Raw genomic sequence first — 20834 nt, 5'->3', positions numbered from 1 at the left:
TGGACGCCGCGTCAGCGTACCACTCTGCGGAATGGGCGGGCGTCGATTTCAAACTCGTCGACACCGGCGGATGGGAGGCGGACGTCGAAGGCATCGATTCGGCGATCGCATCGCAGGCGCAGATCGCCGTCGAACTGGCGGACGCCGTCGTGTTCGTCGTCGACGGGCAGACCGGGCTGACACAGACCGACGAACGCATCGTCAGGATGCTGCGCTCCGCCGGCAAACCGGTCGTCGTCGCCGTCAACAAGATCGACGACCAGATGAGCGAATACATGGCCGCCGAATTTTGGAAGCTTGGCCTTGGCGAACCGTATCCGATTTCGGCGATGCACGGCAGGGGAGTAGGAGACCTGCTCGATGCCGCGCTCGACGCGCTTGGGAACGCGGAGCGCACGTCCGGCTTCCTCACACCCTCGCATCTGCGGCGCGTCGCGCTCGTCGGCAAACCGAACGTCGGCAAGTCGTCATTGCTCAACCAACTCGCGCACGAGGAACGTTCGGTCGTCAACGACCTTGCGGGCACGACGCGCGACCCGGTCGACGAAATCGTCACAATCGACGGCGAGGACTACCTCTTCATCGACACGGCCGGCATCAAACGCAGGCAGCACAAGCTGTCGGGTGCCGAATACTATTCGTCGCTGCGCACGCAGGCCGCGATCGAACGCGCCGAGCTTGCGCTCGTTCTCTTCGACGCGTCGGTGCCGATCTCCGACCAGGACCTCAAGGTCATGAGCTCCGCCGTCGACGCCGGGCGCGCGGTCGTGCTCGTGTTCAACAAATGGGACCTCATGGACGAGTTCGACCGCCAGCGCATGGAGCGGTTGTGGAAGACCGAGTTCGACCGTGTGACATGGGCGCAGCGCGTCAACCTGTCCGCGAAGACCGGCTGGCATACGAACCGCCTGTCGCGCGCGATGACACAGGCGCTCGAATCGTGGGACAAGCGCATTCCGACAGGAAAACTCAACGCGTTCCTCGGCAAGATCCAAGCCGCGCACCCGCATCCGCTGCGCGGAGGCAAGCAGCCGCGCATCCTCTTCGCGACGCAGGCCTCGAGCCGGCCGCCGCGCTTCGTCGTCTTCGCGACGGGCTTCCTCGAGCACGGCTACCGCCGTTTCCTCGAGCGGCAATTGCGCGAGGAGTTCGGATTCGAGGGGTCGCCGATCCAGATCTCCGTCAACATCCGCGAGAAGAAACGCCGCAAGTGACACGCCGGAAGAATGGGAAAGCCCGGAACCTTAAAGGCTCCGGGCTTTCCCATATGGTCGGACCAGCGGGATTTGAACCCGCGACCCCTTGACCCCCAGTCAAGTGCGCTACCAAACTGCGCTATGGTCCGAACGGTGCGTGTCGCACCGAGAGGTCAATCTAGCACAACCTGCGCGACAATGCCAAATCGTCCGCGTGGCTACGCCGTACGGAAACCAGCGCCATCGGATGGGACACTCGACGTCCGATGCCGTATAATGCAACGAATCGTCATGTTTTCCAAGGAAAACAGCGGGAAAATCGAATAATGAACACATATAATGCAGACGGTACAGCATCCAATTAGACAGATACAAGGTTGAGTCGCTACACTGTTACACGGCAAAACGCACAGCGGCGCCTGTGCACAACCGGAAAGGGATTGGTCACGACGATGGTCGACGTTTTCGAACGCTCAGCGGAGAAGATGCGCGCGCATGGCATGAGTGACACCGCGATCGCCCAATTCGGGCATCTGTACGACGTGTGGGTCAACGAGGAGAACACAAGCTACATCCGTGAGGCAGACGTCGAACCGATAACCGACATCCCGAACTTCCACGACGTCTATGAGACAATCAACCACGACAAGGCCGTCGACGCGTTCGCGAAGACCGCGTTCCTCAAGCTCAACGGCGGCCTCGGCACGTCGATGGGGCTCAACTACGCGAAGTCGCTGCTGCCGGTGCGCCGCCACAAGGCGCGCCCGATGCGTTTCCTCGACATCATCCTTGGCCAGGTCGACACCGCACGCACACGGCTCGGCGTCGAACTGCCGCTCACGTTCATGAATTCGTTCCGCACGTCGAAGGACACGATGGACGCGATCGCGAAGAACCGCCACTTCACGCAGACCGATGTCCCGATCGAGATCATCCAGCATGTCGAGCCGAAGATCGACCTCGCGACGGGCGCACCGGTCGACTGGCCAAAGGACCCCGACCTCGAATGGTGCCCACCGGGGCACGGCGACCTGTATTCGACATTGTACGAATCCGGGCTGCTCGACATCCTCGACGAACGTGGCTTCACATACCTGTTCATCTCCAATTCCGACAACCTCGGCGCACGTCCTTCGCGCACGCTCGCACAGCATTTCGAGAACACGGGTGCCCCGATCATGATCGAAGTCGCCCGACGCACCGAAGCGGACCGCAAAGGCGGCCACATCGTGCGCGACCGTGTCACCGGACGCCTCATGCTGCGCGAGATGACCCAGGTCGACCCCGAGGACCGCGCGGACGCGATGGATATCCACAAGCACCCGTTCTTCAACACGAACAACATCTGGGTACGCATCGACGCGTTGCGCCGCATGCTCGACGAGTACCACGGCGTGCTGCCGCTGCCGGTCATCCGCAACTACAAGACCGCCGACCCGACCGACCCCGCATCGACGAAGGTCGTCCAGCTCGAAACGGCGATGGGTGCCGCCGTCAACCTGTTCAACGGCGCGATATGCGTACAGGTGGACCGTATGCGCTTCCTGCCCGTCAAAACGACCGACGACCTGTTCATCATGCGTTCCGACCGCTTCCATCTGACCGATTCCTATGAGATGGAGGACGGCGACTACCATTTCCCGAACGTCGAGCTCGACAAACGCTACTACAAGAACATCCAGGATTTCGAGGAGCGGTTCCCGTACGGTGTGCCGTCGATCGCCGCCGCTGCCTCGTTCCACGTCGAGGGTGATTGGACCTTCGGTCGCAACGTCAGCCTCTTCGGCGACGCGCGGCTTGACGACGCAGGCCGTCCAAGCTATGTGCCGAATGGCGAATTCGTGGGGCCCCAGGGCATCGAACCGGACGAATGGCTATGAGCGGGATTGTTCGCAGACCAAGAAAAACGGAGTTTTTTCGAAAAATCGGCCACATCAGCCGAAAAAGCCTATATCATAGGGAGAGGGTGTTCGGCATCCCCAATGCCCACACCTATGAAAAACATTAACGATACGTGAGGACTAATGGCTGAGGGTAGTAACGGTAGGCGCCGCTTCTCCGACAAGTGGGGCAAACACGAGCTTGACGTTCTGGCAGTGTTGTCATCCGCTTTCCCGCAATGGTTGACATCCCGGCAAATCGCCCAACGAGTGAAGGCATACGCAGATTCATATGGCGAACTCGCCGACCAAGCGGCGAAGGCCGCATTTGCGAAGCAGTTCCAGCGCGACCGGGCCAAGCTCGCCGCTATGGGCATCGCGATCGAATCGAGGCAACCCGAATACTCATCCAAGTCCGAAGGGCAGGACTTCGCATCCTACCGACTCCAGCTTGGCGACGAGCCGCGCATCCGCCTGAGGTTCCGCCCCGAGGACCTTCCTGTGCTCGCCGCGGCGAACTATCTCGCACGTTCGATGTCGATGTCGTCGATGCCGGCGCACGCCCAGCAGCAATCGCACGCCTCGCGCACCGCGCCGCGGGTGCCACAGACGCCGATCCCAGGACTCGGCCTTGATTCGATCGCACCGGGCCTCGGCACGCAGCACATCCCCGAGAACCTCGTCAAGGAGGTCGACTCGCGCCGCTTCGCCGCGACCGTCGCGATCGGCAGCGAACACATCAACGTCGCCTACAGCGATTCCGACGACCTTGCGATGTTCGTGCTCGAGCATCCGAATTCGTCGGTCGTCAGCCCGCCCGAGGCCGTCGCCGCCTATCATCGCAGGCTCAACGCGGCGACGCAATTCCAGCTCGCCGACGATTCCGCCAATCCGATGACGGCGAAGGTCCGTGCCCAATCGATCGAATCCGGGGAACCGGAGGAGGATGAGGAGCCGTCGAGCCAGAAGGCGCACAAGAAGAACGCGTTCCAGACCGGCAGCGAGGTCGACCGCCGCCTGCGCCTCATGCTGTTCCTGTCCGCGCATCTCGGCGAGGAGTACTCGCTTCCCGAACTCGCCGAACGTTTCATCGGCAAGCCGAGGAACGACGACGAGATGAAGAAATACGTCAACACGATCCACAAGGACATCAACACGTTGACGACCGTCTCCGATGATGGCGAGATGGCGGGGAGCCAGTTCTTCGACATTGATTGGTCACTCCTCGACGCCGAGGGCATCGTCTCGGCGACGAACTCGCTTGGCCTCGAACGCCTCGCGGGCATCTCGCCGCAATACATGAGCATGCTCACCGCCTCGGTCAACTACCTCGCGCATACACAGCTGCTCCCGGAGGACCAGCGCGAACAGGCGAGCGACCTGTACGCGCGGCTCGTCAAGTATGTCGCGCCCGGGCAGACGCCTTGGCTGAGCCTGACCGGCTACGAGCTCGAACCGCGGTGCTTCGACGTCGTCAAGGACGCGATCAAGCGGCATGCGCTGCTCAACATGGAGTACCGGGACGGTTCCGGCCGTGTCAAGCGCCGGCTCGTCGCCCCGTCGAAGATCTACGCCGACGAAGGCGTCTACTACGCCGCGATGTGGACGGATGTCGAACAGGCCGCCCCCGACGACCTCAAGGACCTCGTCCACAAGGACATGACACTCAACAAGGAGACCGGCGAGCCGCGTATCTGGCAGGTGCTGCGCATCGCGCGCATCGAGGAGGCCGACATCGTCGAGCCGACGCGACCGATCGACATCCCGAAGGTCTCCGTCTCCGAACTGCGCAAATGGATCACCGACACGGCGACACCCGCCGTGTTCATCACCGATCAGCCGCATCTTGACTTCATCAAGACGCTCGCCGACGCGGATGTCGAACCATGTGGCGAAGGCGAGAAGGTCCATCTGTACGTCCAGTCCGATTCGTGGTTCGTCGCGTTCTGCATCGCGCACGCCCGCCATATCGTCGCCGTCGCGCCGGAAACACTGCGCACGATGATGATCGCCCGCGCCGAACGTGAACTGAGCCTGTCCGAACAGGCCGCGGCAACGGAACAGGAACGATAGGAGCACACCCATGCCTTGGTGGATCTGGCTCATCCTCGCGCTTTTCATGCTCGCGATGCTCGTCATCGGCGTCATCTACGCCATCGTCCACGCATTGCGCGCGTCGAAGGTCATCGGCGGCGTCGTGTCGGATGTCAGTGCGCGGCTCGCCGAGATGAACGTCGACGAGGAAGGCGGGAACACACCGCGCCGCGCGATCTTCACCGAACCACTCGCCGTCGCGGCCGAACGGTATTCGGATGCGCATGTCGGCGTCATCGAGCGCAAGGAACGGCGCCGGGACCTCCACGCGGCGACATGGAGGCGATGGTCGCATTTCAACGACTGATTCCCGTACATAATTACACGGCATACGATTGCAGGTGCGGCCACGCCCGCACCTGCAATCGTATGTGGGCACGGACATATATACGAACGAACACCATTGGATGAAGGTCTGACATGGCACGACACCACAAGCGCACGACGCGCGGCAACGCAACCGAGCAACCAATCGAGGAGATGAGCCCGGCCGAACGCTACGCGCGGTTCAACGACATCAAACGCAGACAGCGGTCGGTCGCGCACCGTTTCGCGCAATCGCTGCCCTTCGAACTCGACGGGTTCCAGATGGAGGCGAATGAGGCGCTTGAGGAAGGGTCGAACGTCCTCGTCGCGGCACCGACCGGCGCCGGCAAGACCGTCGTCGCTGACTTCGCCGTCTACCTCGCGCAGGAGCAGAACGCGAAGGCCTTCTACACGACGCCGATCAAAGCGCTGAGCAACCAGAAATACCATGACCTTGCCGCGCTCTACGGGCCTGACAAGGTCGGGCTCCTCACCGGCGATACGTCGATCAACTCCGAAGCGGACATCGTCGTCATGACGACCGAGGTGTTGCGCAACATGCTCTACGAGCATTCGACGACGCTTGAGGCGTTGCGTTACGTCGTGCTCGATGAAGTGCATTACCTCGCCGACCGTTTCCGCGGACCGGTGTGGGAGGAGGTCATCATCCACCTGCCGCGGACGGTGCGCATCGTCGGCCTGTCGGCGACCGTCTCGAACGTCGAGGACTTCGCCGACTGGATTTCCTCGGTGCGTGGTGAGACGAAGCTTGTCATCTCCGAACACCGTCCCGTGCCGCTCGACCAGTACGTCCTCGTGCAGCGCGACCCACGCACCGAACCGGAACTGATCGACCTGTACCGGCGCGACGAGCATGGCGAGGCGACGACGAAGCCGAACGCACGGCTTGCGGCGAAGCTCGAGGAGTTTGACCGGCATGAGATGCGCCGCAAAGGCGTCGATACACGCGGCAATCGCCGTGGGGGAGGCAGGCACGGCCGTCCCGATGCGCGCGGGGGGCGCCGGAACGTCGAACGCTACCATCCGCGTCGGTGGGCCGTCGTCGACGAACTCAACTTCCTCGGGATGCTCCCGGCGATCTATTTCATCTTCTCGCGCAACGGCTGCGATGAGGCCGTCGAGCAATGCCTCGACGCGGGCCTGCGTCTGACGAGCGACGAGGAGGCACGCCGCATCGACGTCATCGTCGATGAGATGATCGAGGGACAGCTCACGCGCGACGACCTCAAGACGCTGCGGTTCACGCAGTTCCGCCATGCGCTCGAGGAGGGCTTCGCCGCGCACCATGCCGGCATGATCGCACTGTTCAAGCAGATTGTCGAACGGCTTTTCGAAGAGGGCCTCATCAAGGTCGTGTTCGCGACCGAGACTCTCGCCCTTGGCATCAACATGCCGGCGCGTAGCGTCATCATCGAGAAGCTCGAGAAATACGACGGCACCGGCATCGTCGGGCTCACGCCGGGGGAGTACACGCAGCTCACCGGACGCGCGGGGCGCCGCGGCATCGACACAATCGGCAACGCGATTGTCGTCGACCACCGCGGTTTCAAGCCGGAGACGGCCGTCGCCTTGTCGAGCAAGCGTGTCTATCCACTGCATTCGAGCTTCAAGCCGACGTTCAACATGGCCGTCAACCTGCTCAACAGCAGCGATTACGAAACAGCGCGCGATACGCTCGACCATTCGTTCGCGCAATGGGAGGCGAACGAATCCGCGTGGCAGATCGAGGCGCGGATCACGTCCCTTGAACAGGCGATCGCCGGATATGAGGACGCGATGCGTTGCGAATACGGTGATTTCACCGACCTGCTGCGGATCCGCATGCAGCTGAGCGACCTGCAGAAGAACGAACGCAGGCGGCTCAAGCATGAGGTCTTCCGTGACAACGAAGAGAAGTCGCGCGCGTTCCGCCGTCTTGACGCGTCGATTGTGAAACTCAAGGAACGCGAACACGACCATCCGTGCAAGATGTGTCCGGACTTCCACAAACATATGACATGGGGCAACCGGTGGATCCGCGAGACGCGCGAACTGACGCGTCTGCGCGACCGGTACGATTCGAGGACCGGTTCGGTCGCACGCCAGTTCGACCGCATCTGCACGATCCTCGAACGGCTCGGCTATCTCGAACGCGCCGACGAACATCGTGCGCTCGACTACCGGCTCACCGAGCACGGCCAGCTGCTACGCCGCCTGTATTCGGAACGTGACCTGGTGCTCGCCCAGGCGATCACGACCGGAACGCTTGACGGACTCAACGCCGCCCAGCTCGCCGCGCTCATCTCGTCGATCCTGTATGAGGCGCGCCGTGGCGAAAGGGGAGAGCCGCGCAGGTATCCGGGCGGCCCGCATGGGCTCGTCGCGCAACGCGCCCGTGAGCTCGACGAGCTCGACGACCATGTGCTCATGCTGTGCGAGGACCTCGGTGTCACGAACTATCTGCAACCGCTCGACTTCGGCATCGTCGACATCATCTATGATTGGGCGCGCGGCGACAGCCTGTCCGACGTGCTCGAACATACGGAGCTGACGGGCGGCGACTTCGTGCGCAATGCGAAACGCCTCGCCGATGTGCTCCAGCAGATCGCCGTCGCCGAACCGTATATGGGTGTCGAACACGCCGAGCTCGCCGCACGCGCACGTGAGGCCTACGATGCCGTCAACCGCGGCATCGTCGCCTATTCGGGCGTCGACTGATGGAATAAACCCCACGTCCGAACTGTTTTGTAGCGTGGAAGCATCCATACGTCTCTGGGAGGAACACCATGGCTGAACGCAGTCTGCGCGGCATGAGCATCGGCGCGAAATCGTTGGAATCGGATACGAACGTCGATTTCGCCGCCCGCACCGAAGTGGCGTACGTCTGCCCGCGCGGCCACCGTACGATTCTGCCGTTCGCCGAAGGCGCCGATTACCCGAACGAATGGGAATGCCGCTGCGGGGCGACCGCGCACCGCGAGGACGACAAGGACGGAGAAGCCGACGAAATCACGAAGCCGACGCGCACCCATTGGGACATGCTCCTCGAACGCCGCAGCGAGGACGAGCTCAAGGCGCTCCTCGACAAGCGTCTGCAGATGCACCGCGAAGGTTGGATCCCCGACTACGAGTGACGGCATGCCGTTGGCGGCATCACGAAGCATGAGACAATAGGGAAGAAGGACATCATGACCACGACGCATCCGCTGCGCGCCGTTCTGCTCGATCTTGACGGCACGTTGACGAAGTCGGATCCAGGCATCATCGCGTGTGTGAAGAAGGCATACGAGGCGGTCGGCGTACCGGTGCCGACACCTGCGCAGCTGCAGCGGTTCATCGGACCGGCGATTTTCGCGTCGATGAGGAAATACGGCATCCCCGAGGACAAGCTCGATGAGGCCGTCCGTGTCTACCGCCATTATTACGGCGACGAGGCGGTCTTCGACGATCCGAACGAGCCGGGCAACAAGGTTCCGGGACGGCTGTACAACACCGTCTATCCGGGGATTCCCGAACAGCTCAAGGCGTTGCACACCCAAGGCTATTATCTTGCGATCGCGACGGCGAAGCCCGAATACCAGGCCGTGCCGATATGCGACCATTTCCATCTGACCGACCTCGTCGACGCGGTCTATGGGGCGAGCAAGGACAATTCGCGCACCGACAAGGACCAGGTCATCCGGTATGCGTTCGAGCATATGGGATACGATCCGGACAACGGTGACCGTGCGCTCATGGTCGGCGACCGCTGGACCGACGTCGACGGCGCGAAGGCGTGCGGCATCGATTGCCTCGGCTGCGGCTGGGGATACGCGGAACCGGGGGAGCTCGTCGAACACGGCACGTACCGTGTCATCGACCATGTCGATGAATTGAGCGGCGCGGTCGACGCGTATTTCCATGACTGACGCCATCGTTGTGCCCGTATGATGCGATACAAGAACCTGCCGTTATCGGCAGGTTTTTGTATGCTGCCAACAATGGCGACCAGACACATCATTATAAGAAACACCAAAAAAGTAATGGATGTCTGTTATCGTTTTCGGAAATACATGCTGCATGTCAGCTTGCATCACAAACAATGCGAATCACTGATAAAGAATCTGAATTAATAAAGTAACAGAATCCAGATTATTCATCCCGATGATGAGTATTTGGATGTCTGTTTATCGATATCGACTCTACAATGCGCACGTTCGTGCTCCAGAGCGGTCCTGCCGCAAACGTCGATGACAGTATGGCGTGCACGCGGATGCTTACCCCACGAATATGCCGAACATGGCCATACAGGTAGTGGGACGGCACCGTGAGGGACATCTGTATATATATCCGATAATGTACGTTATGTCAGATTTGGTGGATGGGCGATACCGGCGAGACCTCAATGCGCCGCCTGCATCGCCCTCCATTCACACCAGTGTGCTCGGCCATTCGTCCGCATCATCGTCATGTGTCTGCTTGGAGTGGACATCGTCGACGTCGTCCGCTGTGTTTGTGGGAGCAGCCGTGGATTGTTGCTCGGCTGTGCGCCGTGCCTCCTGCGCGAGCAACGCACGTCGCGCCTGCAGATACATGAGGACGAGTTCGAGCACGATGACACCGACGGCAATCGCGGCGGACGCCCATCCGAGCTTGCCGTAGAGCATCCTCGCATGGGCGCTTATCGTGTCCTTGTGCTGCAGATAGATTGGATACGGCAATGCGACAAGGATGAGGGTCACGAAATGCGCGCCGATGACGGCCCAGCTGACGGGACGCACGTCGGCGGCTTTGCCGCCATGGTAATGGCTCCGCACAATCGTGACCGCGCAAACGGCCAATGCGCTCACGACGCCGATGATCCACAATATCGCAGGCAATGCGTTCATGCCGCTCCCCTTTCTCCGTGCCCGTCGCCATGCCGATCGTGTGGTACGGCATCCTCAATCGTCTGGTTTTCGTATTGTTCGACGAACCTCGCATGCTGGGCGCGCCTGCGCTCGAGCCGTTCACGCATCGATTGCGCGGCGAGGTCGTCAATCGGCCTCGTGTTGTGCTTGCGCAGCGTACCGGTGACATCGGTGTAGTCGGCGTGTTCGAGCGCCTGCTGCACCCTCGACCACAACGCCGCGACGGATACGCAGAACACGGCGTCACCTTCCTCGAGCGCCCGCGCGATCTGCTCGCTGTCCGTGCATTCCTCGACATGCTGCCCATCGCACAGGATCGTCAGATGGCGCAGCCGCTCTGTCGGTTGTCCGATGAGGAACTCGACCGCCGATGTCGCGTTCTGCAGGTTCACACCGGTGTCGAGCAGCTTCTTCGACACCGCGAGGATGACGACATCGGTGAACGAATACAGTCTTCTCGTGCCGGAACCGCGCGAAGGGGTTATCGACGGGACGACGATGCGTTTACGCGCCCAGTAATCAAGCTGTCGGTAGGTGATGCCGGCCACTTCGGATGCGACGGTGCCACGGTATCCGCGAATGACGGTGTCCGCGTCCGCATCGGGGAACAACTCCCCCTGCACCATCGTGTCGTCGATGTCGATGAGCGGCACGTCGACATACCGCGCGGACGTCCGTCCGTTGCCGTCCGCGTCCGCGACGCCGCCTCGTTGCTGCCGGTTCATGGAATCGGTGCCGTCCGGTGTCAGCGCTGGCGAATCGCCAAATTCGTGAAGTAGACGAGACGGAACTTGCCGATCATGATCTCATCGCCGTCCTTGAGCACGGCGCGGTCGACGCGCTGCCTGTTGACGTAGGTGCCGTTGAGACTTCCCGCGTCGACGATCTCGTATTTGCCGCTGACGCGGCGGAACACCGCATGGGAACGGGACACCGTCGAGTCGTCGAGCAGGATGTCGGCGCGCGGATCACGTCCAACCGTCACTTCATCCTCGTCAAGCAGATAACGCGATCCCGACAATGCGCCGCGCGTCGCGATGAGCAACGCCGTGTTGTCGGAAAGACGCGTGATCGTCTCGAGGTCCTCCTGCGTGAGGGGACGGTCGCCGGACGTCGTGATGGGTATCTGTATTGCCGGGAGACCGATGATCGTCGTCTCGCCTGCACTTGGAATCGGATCTGTCATAACTGCCTATTCTACAATCGTTGCGTACTTGTATTTCATGACCGGCTGCGTCGCGGTTATCCTGACGTCATCGGAGGTCTCTACCGTCACATTAGCACCATATTTCACGGTGAGCCTTGAGCCTACACCCCCTGCGATGTTGACGGCGTTCGCGAGGTTGCTCGGATCGCCTATCACCTTGATGACATAGGGTGTCGCAAGCGCCTGCCCATCGCATATGAGCCCATTCTCCGTCTCGCTCACATAGGTGGACGTCACAACGCGCACATTGTTGATCTGTATGACCTCGGCGCCGCCGTTGCGTAGCTCCTCGATGAGGTTGAACATCGTCGCCGCGTCGATCGGCGCGGTCTTCGGCTTCGATATGCGGATGACGACGCCCTTGCCCTGCGCTGGGAGCCTTCCGGAGAGGATGCCGCTCGTCTCCTCGTTCTCCTGTGCGATGCGTTGGGCCTGCTCTTCCTTGTCCGCCGCATCCTCGAGCGATGTGAGCTGCTCCGTCAGTTCCGCCTTACGCTGTTCGAGGCGTTCCGCCTGTGTGCTTGTTTCGCTTATCAGGCGTGTCAGCTCTGTTTCGGTGAGCGTTTCGTACGTCCTGTCCTTGTTGTTGATCTGGATGACGTATGCGTACGCGAGCAACGCGCACAGCACGGCGATGAGGACACCGGTGCCGAAACGCGCCTTGAGGGAACGCGCATTCGATGACAGTTCCTTCGGTTTGCGTTTGCGTACGACGGGGAACGCGCCCGTCTTCGTCCTATCGTTGTCCTTGTCACGCGAATGCTGCGAGATGATGCGCTTGAGCAGGTCGGGCTGCGCGCCGTCATGCGCGCGCACTTGTGGATGCTCGGCCGTCTGCGCGTCGGGTTCGTGTACGCCGGCATCCGCGAGATTCTCCCCTGTCATGGGATTGGCCGTGCCATTATCATTATCATTATCATTGGCGTTGGCGTTGGCGTTGGCGTTGACGCTGCCGTTGACGTCATTCTGTGCGTCGCCGGTGTTGTGGACGCCGTCAGCATCGGGGCGGTGTTGTGGTTCGCTCATCGATCACCCCTGGAAGATGTAGCGGCGTATCGCCGAGACGTTCGAGAAGATGCGGATGCCGAGGACGACGATGACGGCTGTCGTCAGCTGCGAGCCGACGCCGAGCTGGTTGCCGAGCAGCACGAGGAGCGTCGCCGTGACGACATTCGCGAAGAAGGAGATGACGAACACACGGTCCGAGAAGCTGCGTTCGAAATACGCGCGCGCGGCGCCCAGCAGCGCATCGAGCGCGGCGATGACCATGATCGGCAGATACGGCTGCAGGAACACAGGGATGTCCGGTCGCACGAAGAGTCCCACGACCACTCCGATGATGAGTCCAAGCACGGCTGCCATTCTTCAACTCCTTCTCGCATAGGTCAGTTTGCCGACGCTCGCGGCGTCGAGCCTCATCGAATCCGTCTTGCTGATCTGCGGATACATGCCGGCCTTATGGAAATCACTGTACAACGTCGCAAGCGAACGTTCGCCCATCGCATCAGCCAACGCGTTCCTGTCCCCTATCGCCTGGATCCGGTATGGGCTCTCAATCGGCGTGACGCCGACGAGGATCGAATTGCCCGCCGTGCGGATCGACGTTTCGACACCAAGGCGGTTGTCATTGATCGCGATCGCCTCGGCGCCATTGCGCCATAACAGGCATACAAGCAGCTGCAGGTCGGCGTCGGTGACGACGCGCAGGCGGTCGGTCGCGCCATCCCGCGGCAACGCCCCGTTCGCCGAGTCGGTCGCCGCGGCCACTGGATCGGCGATCGTCATGACGATGCCTTCGCCTTCGACCGGCGTCGCACCTGCGGCGGCTTCGTTCTCCTCGACGACCTGTTCGATTGGTGATTTCGTCGCCGACACCGACTGTTCCTCCACTTGCTTGCGCAGATTCGTGATGTCATTGTCAAGGCCGTCGATGCGCGCATTGTTCGCTACAAGCTGATTGGCGAGCGATTCGCGGATCTGCTTGCGTGAATCGGTGTTGAGCAGGCGAACGAACTGGCTGCCAAAGAACCCGACGATGATGCAGATGAGGAACACGACGATGCGAGTGCCCCAATAGACGATCTTCGAATCAGGTTTCGTCACGAGGCGTGCATCGCTGTACAGTTGGTCCATCGGACGGTTGATCAGGTCGTCGATGAGCTGGAGCGAATCGTCGCTGTTGCGGCGGCGGCGCGGCCTGTGGCCCAGTTCGTCGGGCGACGCCGCATGATGGGATGCGATCGATGCGTATCCACGTGAGAAGACGGCGCGGCGCCGTTGCGGCTCGTGCCCTGACGGAATCGGCTGGACGGGAGGCATCGTGGGGTTCGCTGGCAACACGCACCTACCTGCTGACTGCCTTGCGTCGCGTGGAGTCGGCGCGGATGAGTCCGATGCCCTGCCGCAGATAGATGATTCCAGCGAGCCAGTACAGGCCGATGCCCCAGATCGCGCATGCGATCGCACCATAATGCAGCACGTCGAGCACGATGAACGAGCGCCGTATGTCGGCGACCATGAGTCCGATGATCGAGATGAGTAGAATGGCGGTGCCGGTCTTTCCAACGAAATGGACCGGGAGCGGCCCATAGTCGTGTTGCGCGAGCATGAGCGTGAGGATGCCCATGACGATGTCACGCAACGCGACGAGCGCGAGCATCCACCACGGGACGACACCGCAGACCGCCAGCGCGAGGATGCTGCAGATGATGAGCAACCGGTCTGCAATCGGATCGAGGATCTGCCCGAGTTTGCTCACCTGATTGAAGTTCCTCGCGATGATGCCGTCCAAGCCATCCGACGCCGATGAGACTGCGAGGATGACAAGCGCCCACACCATGTCATGGCGCGCGATGAACCAGGCGATCACCGGAATCGAGACGATGCGCAACGCGCTGATGAGGTTCGGGATCGTGAACACCATATCGCGGGGTTCGGGACTGTACTTTCCTGCATCGGCCATAGGCTCACCCTACCATCACATGCGGGTGGCCTGGATCGCCGTGACGATGATGCCACGCGCGCCGACTTCATACAGTTCGTCCATGAGCCGGTTGACCTTGTCCTTCGGGACCATGACACGTACCGCCGACCACTGCTTGTCATGCAACGGGGAGATCGTCGGGCTTTCGAACCCCGGCGTGATGTCGACGGCCGCCGAGATCCTGTCGACCGGAATGTCGAAGTCCATGAGCACATAGCGTTTTGCCGTGAGGACGCCCTGCAGGCGGCGTTCGAGGCGCTCGAGGCGCTCATCGTCGGCGTCGAGGCGCGGCGAACGGATGAGGACCGCCTCGGAATGCACGATCGGGTCGCCGAAGATACGCAGTCCGGCGTTGCGCAGCGTCGTCCCTGTCGAGACGACGTCGGCGATGAGGTCGGCGACGCCGAGCTGCACCGACGATTCGACGGCGCCGTCGAGGTGGATTGTCTCGGCTGTGATGCCGTGTCCGGTCAGATAATCGTGCACAAGCTTGTCGAAGGACGTCGCGACGCGTTTGCCGTCGATGTCGGCGAGCGTGCGGATGTCCGATTCCTGCGGCGCCGCGAAGCGGAACGTCGATGCGCCGAAGCCGAGGTCCATGACCTCCTGCGCGTCCGTTCCCGAGTTGAGTAGCAGGTCATGGCCGGTGATGCCGACGTCGATTGTGCCACGGCCGACATAGACGGCGATGTCAAGCGGACGGAGATAGAACAGTTCCACGTCGTTGTCCGGATCTTCGACGACGAGCTGCCTCGGATTGCTCCTCAGGCGATACCCCGCCTCCTCGAGCATGTTCCAGGCGGGTTCGGACAGCATGCCCTTGTTCGGGACTGCGATGCGTAGCATGGTTCCTCCAAAAATCATGCGCACGCGCCAACGGCTGCGTGCGCGGTGCGGATCACGGGTTCTTTCGGCTCACAGGTTCTTGTAGATGTCGTCGAGCGTGATGCCACGGTCGATCATCATGACCTGCAGATGGTAGATGAGTTGGCTCATCTCCTCGGCGGTGCGCTCGGCACCCTCGTATTCGGCGGCGATCCACGTCTCACCGGCCTCCTCGACGATTTTCTTGCCGATGAAATGCGTGCCCTTGCCAAGCTCCTCGACGGTCAGTGATCCGGGCGTCTTCGCGGCGGCCTTTGCGCTCAGTTCCTCGAAAAGCGATTCGAACGTCTTCATGTGATGGTTCCTGTCGGTTGTCGTTGTGCGGCCCCGGTGGGCCACAGCTGGTCATGGTTCGGCCGCCCCACGATGACTCGTGGCACGGCGGCCGGAAAAAGGTTCTGTGGCGGACGGTCAGTCACGGTAGGCGGCGCGTGCGGCGTCGCGAATCTCGTCGATCGCCTTCGCCGGGTCGTCGGCGCCATAGACGGCGGAACCGGCGACGAGGATGTTCGCACCCGCCTCGGCGACGATAGGCGCGGTCTTCACACCGACACCGCCGTCGACTTGGATGTTCGTCTTGAGTCCGCGGCGTGTGATCTCGTCACGCAGGCGACGCACCTTGCCCATCTGGTTCGCGAGGAACTTCTGGCCGCCGAATCCGGGTTCGACGGTCATGATGAGGATCGTGTCGAACTCCTCAAGGATGTCGAAGATCGGCTCGACAGGTTCCGCCGGGCGCACCGCGAACCATGCCTCGCAGCCCATGTCGTGCAGCTGGCGCGCAAGACGCACAGGGGCATGGGTCGCACCCATATGGAACGTGACGGAACGCGCGCCGCGTTCGGCGTATCCCGGGGCCCAGCGGTCCGGGTCGTCGATCATCAGATGGACATCGACCGGCAGTTTCGTCACTTCGCAGATGCGTTCGACGACCGGCTCCCCGATCGTCAGGTTCGGCACGAAGTGATGGTCCATGACGTCGACATGGACGAGGTCGGCGTTCGAGATGCGGTCGAGGTCGCGTTCGAGGTTGCAGAAGTCCGCGGAAAGGATGCTTGGTGCGATTTTGATATCCATGGTTGTCATTCTAAATAAGGTAAGCGACGAACGGCCGTACGCGGCCGTCCACGGCCATCACCGGGATTCATGTGGGGAATCCTGCGTATCCGCGGCGCGCGCGCCGGCGTTGCCGCCGCCGCCGTGTTTCGCGTCCGGCCCGCCCTTTGCGCGCGCCGCGTCACGCTCCTCGATCTCGGTGACGGTGCGCAGCTTCTCGGCGAGCAACGGCGTGGGCTTGCCGCACCGTTGGATGACGACGAACGCGATGACGCCGAGGACGAACACGATGATCGAGACCCAGACGTTGACACGCAGCCCAAGGAACTCATGGGAGAAGTCGATGCGCAGCATCTCGATCCAGGTGCGCCCCGCCGTGTACCAGATGACGTAGAGGGCGAAGAGCGAGCCCGCCTTGAGCGCCCTGACCGCCTTGTGGCCGATCCATATGATGAGGGCCGCGCCGATGAGGTTCCATATCATCTCATAGAGGAACGTCGGATGGAACAACGTGCCTGTCGGGCACGTCGCGCCGTCATAGCATTGTTCGGCGTTGCCGATCGCCGACCCCTCGGTGTTGAGTTTCAACCCCCACGGCAGTGTCGTCGGCTTGCCATAGAGCTCCTGGTTGAACCAATTGCCGAGACGCCCGATCGCCTGCGCCACGAGGAGCGCAGGCGCGATCGCATCGGCGAGCAACGCCATCGGATAATGGCGGTGGCGCACCCACGCCCATGCGCCGAGCGCGCCGAGCGCGATCGCGCCCCATATGCCGAGGCCGCCGTTCCAGATGCGGAATATCTCGACCCAGTCACCGTCCGGCCCGAAGAAGCGTTCGGGCGTGGTGATGACATGGTAGAGCCGCGCGCCGATGATGCCACATGGCACGGCGACGAGCGCAGTGTCGAGGATCTGGTCGAATGTGCCCCCATACCGCTTCCACCGAACGCTCGTGATCCAAATGGCGGCGATGATGCCGAGCAGCATCGTCAGGGCGTAGACGTGTATCGTGAGCGATCCGATGTGGAATTGCGAGACCGTCGGGGACGGGATATAGGCAAGGTTCATGGTTCCCGATCGTAGCAACAGGTACGAAACGGGCCACCGTCATCGTGACGGTGGCCCGTTTCGGATACGGTCCGCGAAGTCAGGCTCGGCAGCCGTGGATCGCGTCGGCAAGCGCCGCAGTCGTGTTCGCAAGCGCCCCAAGACCCTGCACGGGGTCGCGCACGGCACCATTCTCGTCGAGGAGCGTATGCACAAGCGCTGACCCGACGATGACGCCGTCCGCATAGCGGCCGACCGTCGCACCTTGCACCGGTGTCGAGACGCCGATGCCGACACATACGTTCTCGGCACCGGCCGCGCGCGTGCGCGCGACGAGCTCCTGGGACGAATCGTTGAGCGTCGCGCGTTCGCCCGTCACACCCATGCGCGCCGCAGCATATACGAAGCCGCGCGTGTTCTCGGCGACGACGCGCAGACGCGTGTTGGTCGAGTCCGGGGAGACGAGGAAGACGCGGTCGAGACCATGGCGGTCGGCCGCCTCGATCCACTCGCCCGCCTCGTCGGGGATGAGGTCGGGCGTGATGAGGCCCGCGCCTCCGGCGTTCGCAAAATCGGTCGTGAACCGTTCGACGCCGTAATGGTAGATGAGGTTCCAGTAACTCATGATGAGCGGCACGCCTCCGGCGTTTGCGACCGTTTCGACGGCCTTGAACACATCGGCGATCCTTTCGCCGTTGCGCAACGCGATCTGGCTCGCCGCCTGGATGACGGGGCCGTCCATGACCGGGTCGGAATACGGCAGGCCGATCTCGACGATGTCGGTGCCGTTGTCGACCATCGTGCGGAACGCCTCAAGCGAGAGATCCGGGTCGGGGAAGCCGAACGGCAGGTAGCCGATGAACGCCGGCTTGTCCTGCGCCTTGTATGCCGCGAACAGTTCGCGGCATGGGCTAGGACGGTGCGAGATGCCAAGCGGCTGCTCAGGGACACGGGCCGCGGCCCCTTGCGTTTCCTCGGTCACGTTCGCGACGAACGCGCCGTCGCCGTTGTCGATGATGTCGATTGTCTCACGCATTGTTACCCTGTGCTCCATTCGCTTCGAGTGCCTTGCTCTGTTCATCGGTCAGATAGCCGAACCATTTGCCTGCGGTGTTCATGTCCTTGTCACCACGGCCCGAGATGTTGATGATCATGACGGGATGCTCATAGCCCTTCTCCTTGAGGTCGAGCGCCGCCTTGTAGGCGCCGGCCACGGCATGCGAGGATTCGATCGCCGGGATGATGCCCTCGGTCTCGCACAGGTCCTTGAACGCGCTCATCGCCTCGCCATCGGTCGCCCACGAGTAATTGACGCGGCCGATGTCCTTGAGCCATGCATGCTCGGGGCCGACCGACGCGTAGTCAAGTCCGGCAGAGATCGAATACGTGTCGAGCGTCTGTCCTTCCGAGTTCTCAAGCAAATAGCTTTTCGCGCCCTGGAACATGCCGAGTTCGCCGGTGCCAGGGGCGAAGCGGATCGCGTGGCGGCCTGATTCGGGGCCGTCGCCGCCCGCTTCGTAGCCATACAGGTTGACGCGTGGGTCGTCGAGGAACGCGTTCATGATGCCGATCGCGTTCGAGCCGCCACCGACGCACGCGCACACCGCATCAGGATGGTCGACGCCGTACCAATCCTTGAGCTGCGCCTTCGCCTCCTCGCCGATCACCTTCTGGAAGTCACGCACCATTTCCGGGAACGGATGGGGGCCCGCGACGGTGCCGAGCAGGTAATGTGTGTCCTTGACGTTCGTGACCCAGTCACGCAACGCCTCGTTGATCGCGTCCTTGAGGATGCGGTCGCCAAGCGTGACCTCGACGACTTCGGCTCCGAGCATGCGCATACGCGCCACGTTGAGCGCCTGCCGCCGCGCGTCGATCTGCCCCATGTAGATGCGGCATTTGAGGCCGAGCATCGCGCATACGGTCGCGGTCGCCACTCCATGCTGCCCCGCGCCGGTCTCCGCGATCACACGCGTCTTGCCCATGCGCTTGACGAGGAGCGCCTGTCCTATCGCGTTGTTGATCTTGTGCGCGCCCGTGTGGTTGAGGTCCTCACGCTTGAGGAACACACGCGCGTCGAGTCCGGTGCGTTCCTTGAGCCGTTCGGCGAAGCGAGGCGCCTCGGTGAGCGGCGACGGGCGGCCGACGTATTGTTGGTTGAGCCGCGCGAGCTCCTTATGGAACTCCGGGTCGCGCTTCGCGTCCTCATACACACGTTCGAGCTCGTCGAGCGCGGTGACGAGCGCTTCAGGGACGTAGCGCCCGCCGAACTGGCCGTAATACGGGCCGTGATGGGTGCTGAGTGGTTCTTCCTCCGAGGCTTTCACCTTGGCTCCTGCTTTCACTAGACGTTCCACTGCGAGTCGGTGGTCGTCGGCCGTGGCAACGCCTTCCCCGACGAGTACGGCATCGGCGCCCGCCCTCGCGTAATCCTCGAGCTCGACCGCGCCGAACACGCCCGATTCCGCGACCTTGATGACATCATCAGGCAGGCCGTCGGCGAGTTCGCAGTATTTGCCGACATCGACGCGCAGGTCCTTGAGGTTGCGCGCGTTGATGCCGATCACGCGGGCACCCGCGGCGATCGCGCGTTCGATCTCGTCACGCGTATGCGTTTCGACGAGCGCCGTCATGCCAAGCTCGTGGGTAAGCGCAAGCAGACGTGCCAGATCGGCGTCGTCAAGGGCGGCGACGATGAGCAGCACGATGTCCGCGCCGTGTGCACGCGCCTCCCAGATCTGGTAGTCGGTCGTGATGAAATCCTTGCGCAGCACGGGGATTCCGACCGCGGCACGCACGGCGTCGAGGTCGTTGAGGGACCCGAGGAACCGACGCCCTTCGGTCAGCACGGAAATCGCGCTCGCGCCGCCGGCCTCGTATTCCTTCGCGAGGGCCGCGGGGTCGTCGATGTCGCTCAGATGCCCCTTCGACGGCGACGCACGCTTGATTTCGGCTATGACCGGTATGCCATCCCCACGCCTGAGCCATCGCTTCGCGTCGATAGGGGTCCGTGCCGTGGCCGCCTGGGCCTTGAGCTCTTCCAACGACGTTTCGCGTTCACGGGCGCGCTGGTCCTCGAGCGCTCCCGCTACCAGTTCATCCAAAACCGACATGCTCCTCCTTGGGATGCGATGGCTTGAACGGGGCTCTCCCGTCAAGGACACTGTAACGGAACGCTTGCGACGAATGCGTGTCGGCGTCTGAATGTTGGTCGCCATGCCGTCGGAAAACACCAACCGCCGCATAACACGACGCCCCTAGTGTCACATATGTTTCACTTGAGAGTGGAAT

20 protein-coding genes and 1 tRNA gene are annotated in these 20834 nt (G+C 62.2%); 7 read left to right on the top strand and 14 right to left on the bottom strand.

What is annotated here, in order from left to right; all coding sequences use genetic code 11:
* Positions 1-1214, top strand: a 1214-nt coding sequence (gene der, locus B1526_RS07325) for a ribosome biogenesis GTPase Der (RefSeq protein WP_095615392.1), incomplete at its 5' end; no start/stop codon positions are given.
* A 54-nt stretch (positions 1215-1268) separates the two neighbouring features.
* Here der and B1526_RS07320 read toward each other — a convergent pair.
* Positions 1269-1345: transfer RNA gene (locus B1526_RS07320), tRNA-Pro, on the bottom strand.
* A gap of 303 nt (positions 1346-1648) precedes the next feature.
* Here B1526_RS07320 and B1526_RS07315 point away from each other — a divergent pair.
* The 6 genes from B1526_RS07315 (at position 1649) to B1526_RS07290 (ending at position 9384) form a co-directional block, all read left to right on the top strand.
* On the top strand, positions 1649-3076 hold the full coding sequence (locus B1526_RS07315) for a UTP--glucose-1-phosphate uridylyltransferase (protein WP_095615417.1): 1428 nt from the start codon (positions 1649-1651) through the stop codon (positions 3074-3076).
* A gap of 144 nt (positions 3077-3220) precedes the next feature.
* Complete coding sequence (locus B1526_RS07310) at positions 3221-5149, top strand: helix-turn-helix transcriptional regulator (protein ID WP_095615391.1); 1929 nt, start codon at positions 3221-3223, stop codon at positions 5147-5149.
* Positions 5150-5159: 10 nt separating this feature from the next.
* Positions 5160-5477 carry a hypothetical protein gene (locus B1526_RS07305; RefSeq protein ID WP_095615390.1) on the top strand — a complete coding sequence of 106 codons (318 nt, stop codon included), beginning with the start codon at positions 5160-5162 and terminating at the stop codon, positions 5475-5477.
* Positions 5478-5590: 113 nt separating this feature from the next.
* Positions 5591-8194 carry a DEAD/DEAH box helicase gene (locus tag B1526_RS07300; RefSeq protein WP_095615389.1) on the top strand — a complete coding sequence of 868 codons (2604 nt, stop codon included), beginning with the start codon at positions 5591-5593 and terminating at the stop codon, positions 8192-8194.
* Positions 8195-8262: 68 nt separating this feature from the next.
* Positions 8263-8610 (top strand): RNA polymerase-binding protein RbpA, encoded by a 348-nt coding sequence (locus B1526_RS07295; RefSeq protein WP_095615388.1) that lies wholly within the window; start codon positions 8263-8265, stop codon positions 8608-8610.
* Between the two features lie 54 nt (positions 8611-8664).
* On the top strand, positions 8665-9384 hold the full coding sequence (locus B1526_RS07290) for an HAD hydrolase-like protein (protein WP_095615387.1): 720 nt from the start codon (positions 8665-8667) through the stop codon (positions 9382-9384).
* A gap of 501 nt (positions 9385-9885) precedes the next feature.
* Here B1526_RS07290 and B1526_RS07285 read toward each other — a convergent pair.
* The 13 genes from B1526_RS07285 to B1526_RS07225 form a co-directional block, all read right to left on the bottom strand.
* A complete protein-coding gene (locus B1526_RS07285; protein WP_095615386.1) occupies positions 9886-10344 on the bottom strand; it encodes a C4-dicarboxylate ABC transporter in 459 nt (152 codons plus the stop codon).
* Positions 10341-10991 carry a MerR family transcriptional regulator gene (locus B1526_RS07280; RefSeq protein ID WP_095615416.1) on the bottom strand — a complete coding sequence of 217 codons (651 nt, stop codon included), beginning with the start codon at positions 10989-10991 and terminating at the stop codon, positions 10341-10343. The genes B1526_RS07285 and B1526_RS07280 overlap by 4 nt, the downstream gene beginning before the upstream one ends.
* Before the next feature lie 119 nt (positions 10992-11110).
* Positions 11111-11551: an FHA domain-containing protein gene (locus B1526_RS07275; RefSeq protein WP_095615385.1), complete on the bottom strand. Its 441-nt coding sequence runs from the start codon at positions 11549-11551 to the stop codon at positions 11111-11113.
* Positions 11552-11557: 6 nt separating this feature from the next.
* The gene (locus B1526_RS07270; RefSeq protein ID WP_235607101.1) at positions 11558-12388 is read right to left on the bottom strand and encodes a DUF881 domain-containing protein; all 831 of its coding nucleotides are present in this window, start codon (positions 12386-12388) and stop codon (positions 11558-11560) included.
* 213 nt (positions 12389-12601) lie between these two features.
* Complete coding sequence (locus tag B1526_RS07265; RefSeq protein ID WP_095615384.1) at positions 12602-12934, bottom strand: small basic family protein; 333 nt, start codon at positions 12932-12934, stop codon at positions 12602-12604.
* Positions 12935-12937: 3 nt separating this feature from the next.
* Entirely contained in the window at positions 12938-13909 is a 972-nt protein-coding gene (locus B1526_RS07260; RefSeq protein WP_407641012.1) for a DUF881 domain-containing protein, read from the bottom strand.
* 7 nt (positions 13910-13916) lie between these two features.
* Positions 13917-14534, bottom strand: a complete 618-nt coding sequence (locus B1526_RS07255; RefSeq protein ID WP_095615383.1) for a CDP-alcohol phosphatidyltransferase family protein — start codon at positions 14532-14534, stop codon at positions 13917-13919.
* A gap of 15 nt (positions 14535-14549) precedes the next feature.
* Positions 14550-15401, bottom strand: a complete 852-nt coding sequence (hisG, locus tag B1526_RS07250) for an ATP phosphoribosyltransferase (RefSeq protein WP_095615382.1) — start codon at positions 15399-15401, stop codon at positions 14550-14552.
* A gap of 69 nt (positions 15402-15470) precedes the next feature.
* Positions 15471-15734, bottom strand: a complete 264-nt coding sequence (locus tag B1526_RS07245) for a phosphoribosyl-ATP diphosphatase (RefSeq protein WP_095615381.1) — start codon at positions 15732-15734, stop codon at positions 15471-15473.
* A 117-nt stretch (positions 15735-15851) separates the two neighbouring features.
* A complete protein-coding gene (rpe, locus tag B1526_RS07240) occupies positions 15852-16517 on the bottom strand; it encodes a ribulose-phosphate 3-epimerase (protein ID WP_095615380.1) in 666 nt (221 codons plus the stop codon).
* Between the two features lie 57 nt (positions 16518-16574).
* On the bottom strand, positions 16575-17564 hold the full coding sequence (gene lgt / locus B1526_RS07235; protein ID WP_095615379.1) for a prolipoprotein diacylglyceryl transferase: 990 nt from the start codon (positions 17562-17564) through the stop codon (positions 16575-16577).
* A gap of 79 nt (positions 17565-17643) precedes the next feature.
* Positions 17644-18579, bottom strand: a complete 936-nt coding sequence (trpA, locus tag B1526_RS07230; RefSeq protein ID WP_095615378.1) for a tryptophan synthase subunit alpha — start codon at positions 18577-18579, stop codon at positions 17644-17646.
* A complete protein-coding gene (locus tag B1526_RS07225) occupies positions 18572-20656 on the bottom strand; it encodes a bifunctional indole-3-glycerol phosphate synthase/tryptophan synthase subunit beta (RefSeq protein WP_095615377.1) in 2085 nt (694 codons plus the stop codon). Before B1526_RS07225 ends, trpA begins: the two co-directional genes overlap by 8 nt.
* Positions 20657-20834: the final 178 nt, after the last annotated feature.

This window comes from Bifidobacterium criceti, assembly GCF_002286935.1.
Taxonomy (GTDB): domain Bacteria; phylum Actinomycetota; class Actinomycetes; order Actinomycetales; family Bifidobacteriaceae; genus Bifidobacterium; species Bifidobacterium criceti.
This window is presented reverse-complemented; position numbering and strand designations above follow the sequence as displayed.

What these genes read in the sequence shown, in the direction of transcription:
- B1526_RS07315 (WP_095615417.1), top strand. Translation starts at nt 1,649, where the DNA reads ATGGTCGACGTTTTCGAACGCTCAGCGGAGAAGATGCGCGCGCATGGC.
- B1526_RS07310 (WP_095615391.1), top strand. Translation starts at nt 3,221, where the DNA reads ATGGCTGAGGGTAGTAACGGTAGGCGCCGCTTCTCCGACAAGTGGGGC.
- B1526_RS07305 (WP_095615390.1), top strand. Translation starts at nt 5,160, where the DNA reads ATGCCTTGGTGGATCTGGCTCATCCTCGCGCTTTTCATGCTCGCGATG.
- B1526_RS07300 (WP_095615389.1), top strand. Translation starts at nt 5,591, where the DNA reads ATGGCACGACACCACAAGCGCACGACGCGCGGCAACGCAACCGAGCAA.
- B1526_RS07295 (WP_095615388.1), top strand. Translation starts at nt 8,263, where the DNA reads ATGGCTGAACGCAGTCTGCGCGGCATGAGCATCGGCGCGAAATCGTTG.
- B1526_RS07290 (WP_095615387.1), top strand. Translation starts at nt 8,665, where the DNA reads ATGACCACGACGCATCCGCTGCGCGCCGTTCTGCTCGATCTTGACGGC.
- B1526_RS07285 (WP_095615386.1), bottom strand. Translation starts at nt 10,344, where the DNA reads ATGAACGCATTGCCTGCGATATTGTGGATCATCGGCGTCGTGAGCGCA.
- B1526_RS07280 (WP_095615416.1), bottom strand. Translation starts at nt 10,991, where the DNA reads ATGGTGCAGGGGGAGTTGTTCCCCGATGCGGACGCGGACACCGTCATT.
- B1526_RS07275 (WP_095615385.1), bottom strand. Translation starts at nt 11,551, where the DNA reads ATGACAGATCCGATTCCAAGTGCAGGCGAGACGACGATCATCGGTCTC.
- B1526_RS07265 (WP_095615384.1), bottom strand. Translation starts at nt 12,934, where the DNA reads ATGGCAGCCGTGCTTGGACTCATCATCGGAGTGGTCGTGGGACTCTTC.
- B1526_RS07255 (WP_095615383.1), bottom strand. Translation starts at nt 14,534, where the DNA reads ATGGCCGATGCAGGAAAGTACAGTCCCGAACCCCGCGATATGGTGTTC.
- hisG (WP_095615382.1), bottom strand. Translation starts at nt 15,401, where the DNA reads ATGCTACGCATCGCAGTCCCGAACAAGGGCATGCTGTCCGAACCCGCC.
- B1526_RS07245 (WP_095615381.1), bottom strand. Translation starts at nt 15,734, where the DNA reads ATGAAGACGTTCGAATCGCTTTTCGAGGAACTGAGCGCAAAGGCCGCC.
- rpe (WP_095615380.1), bottom strand. Translation starts at nt 16,517, where the DNA reads ATGGATATCAAAATCGCACCAAGCATCCTTTCCGCGGACTTCTGCAAC.
- lgt (WP_095615379.1), bottom strand. Translation starts at nt 17,564, where the DNA reads ATGAACCTTGCCTATATCCCGTCCCCGACGGTCTCGCAATTCCACATC.
- trpA (WP_095615378.1), bottom strand. Translation starts at nt 18,579, where the DNA reads ATGCGTGAGACAATCGACATCATCGACAACGGCGACGGCGCGTTCGTC.
- B1526_RS07225 (WP_095615377.1), bottom strand. Translation starts at nt 20,656, where the DNA reads ATGTCGGTTTTGGATGAACTGGTAGCGGGAGCGCTCGAGGACCAGCGC.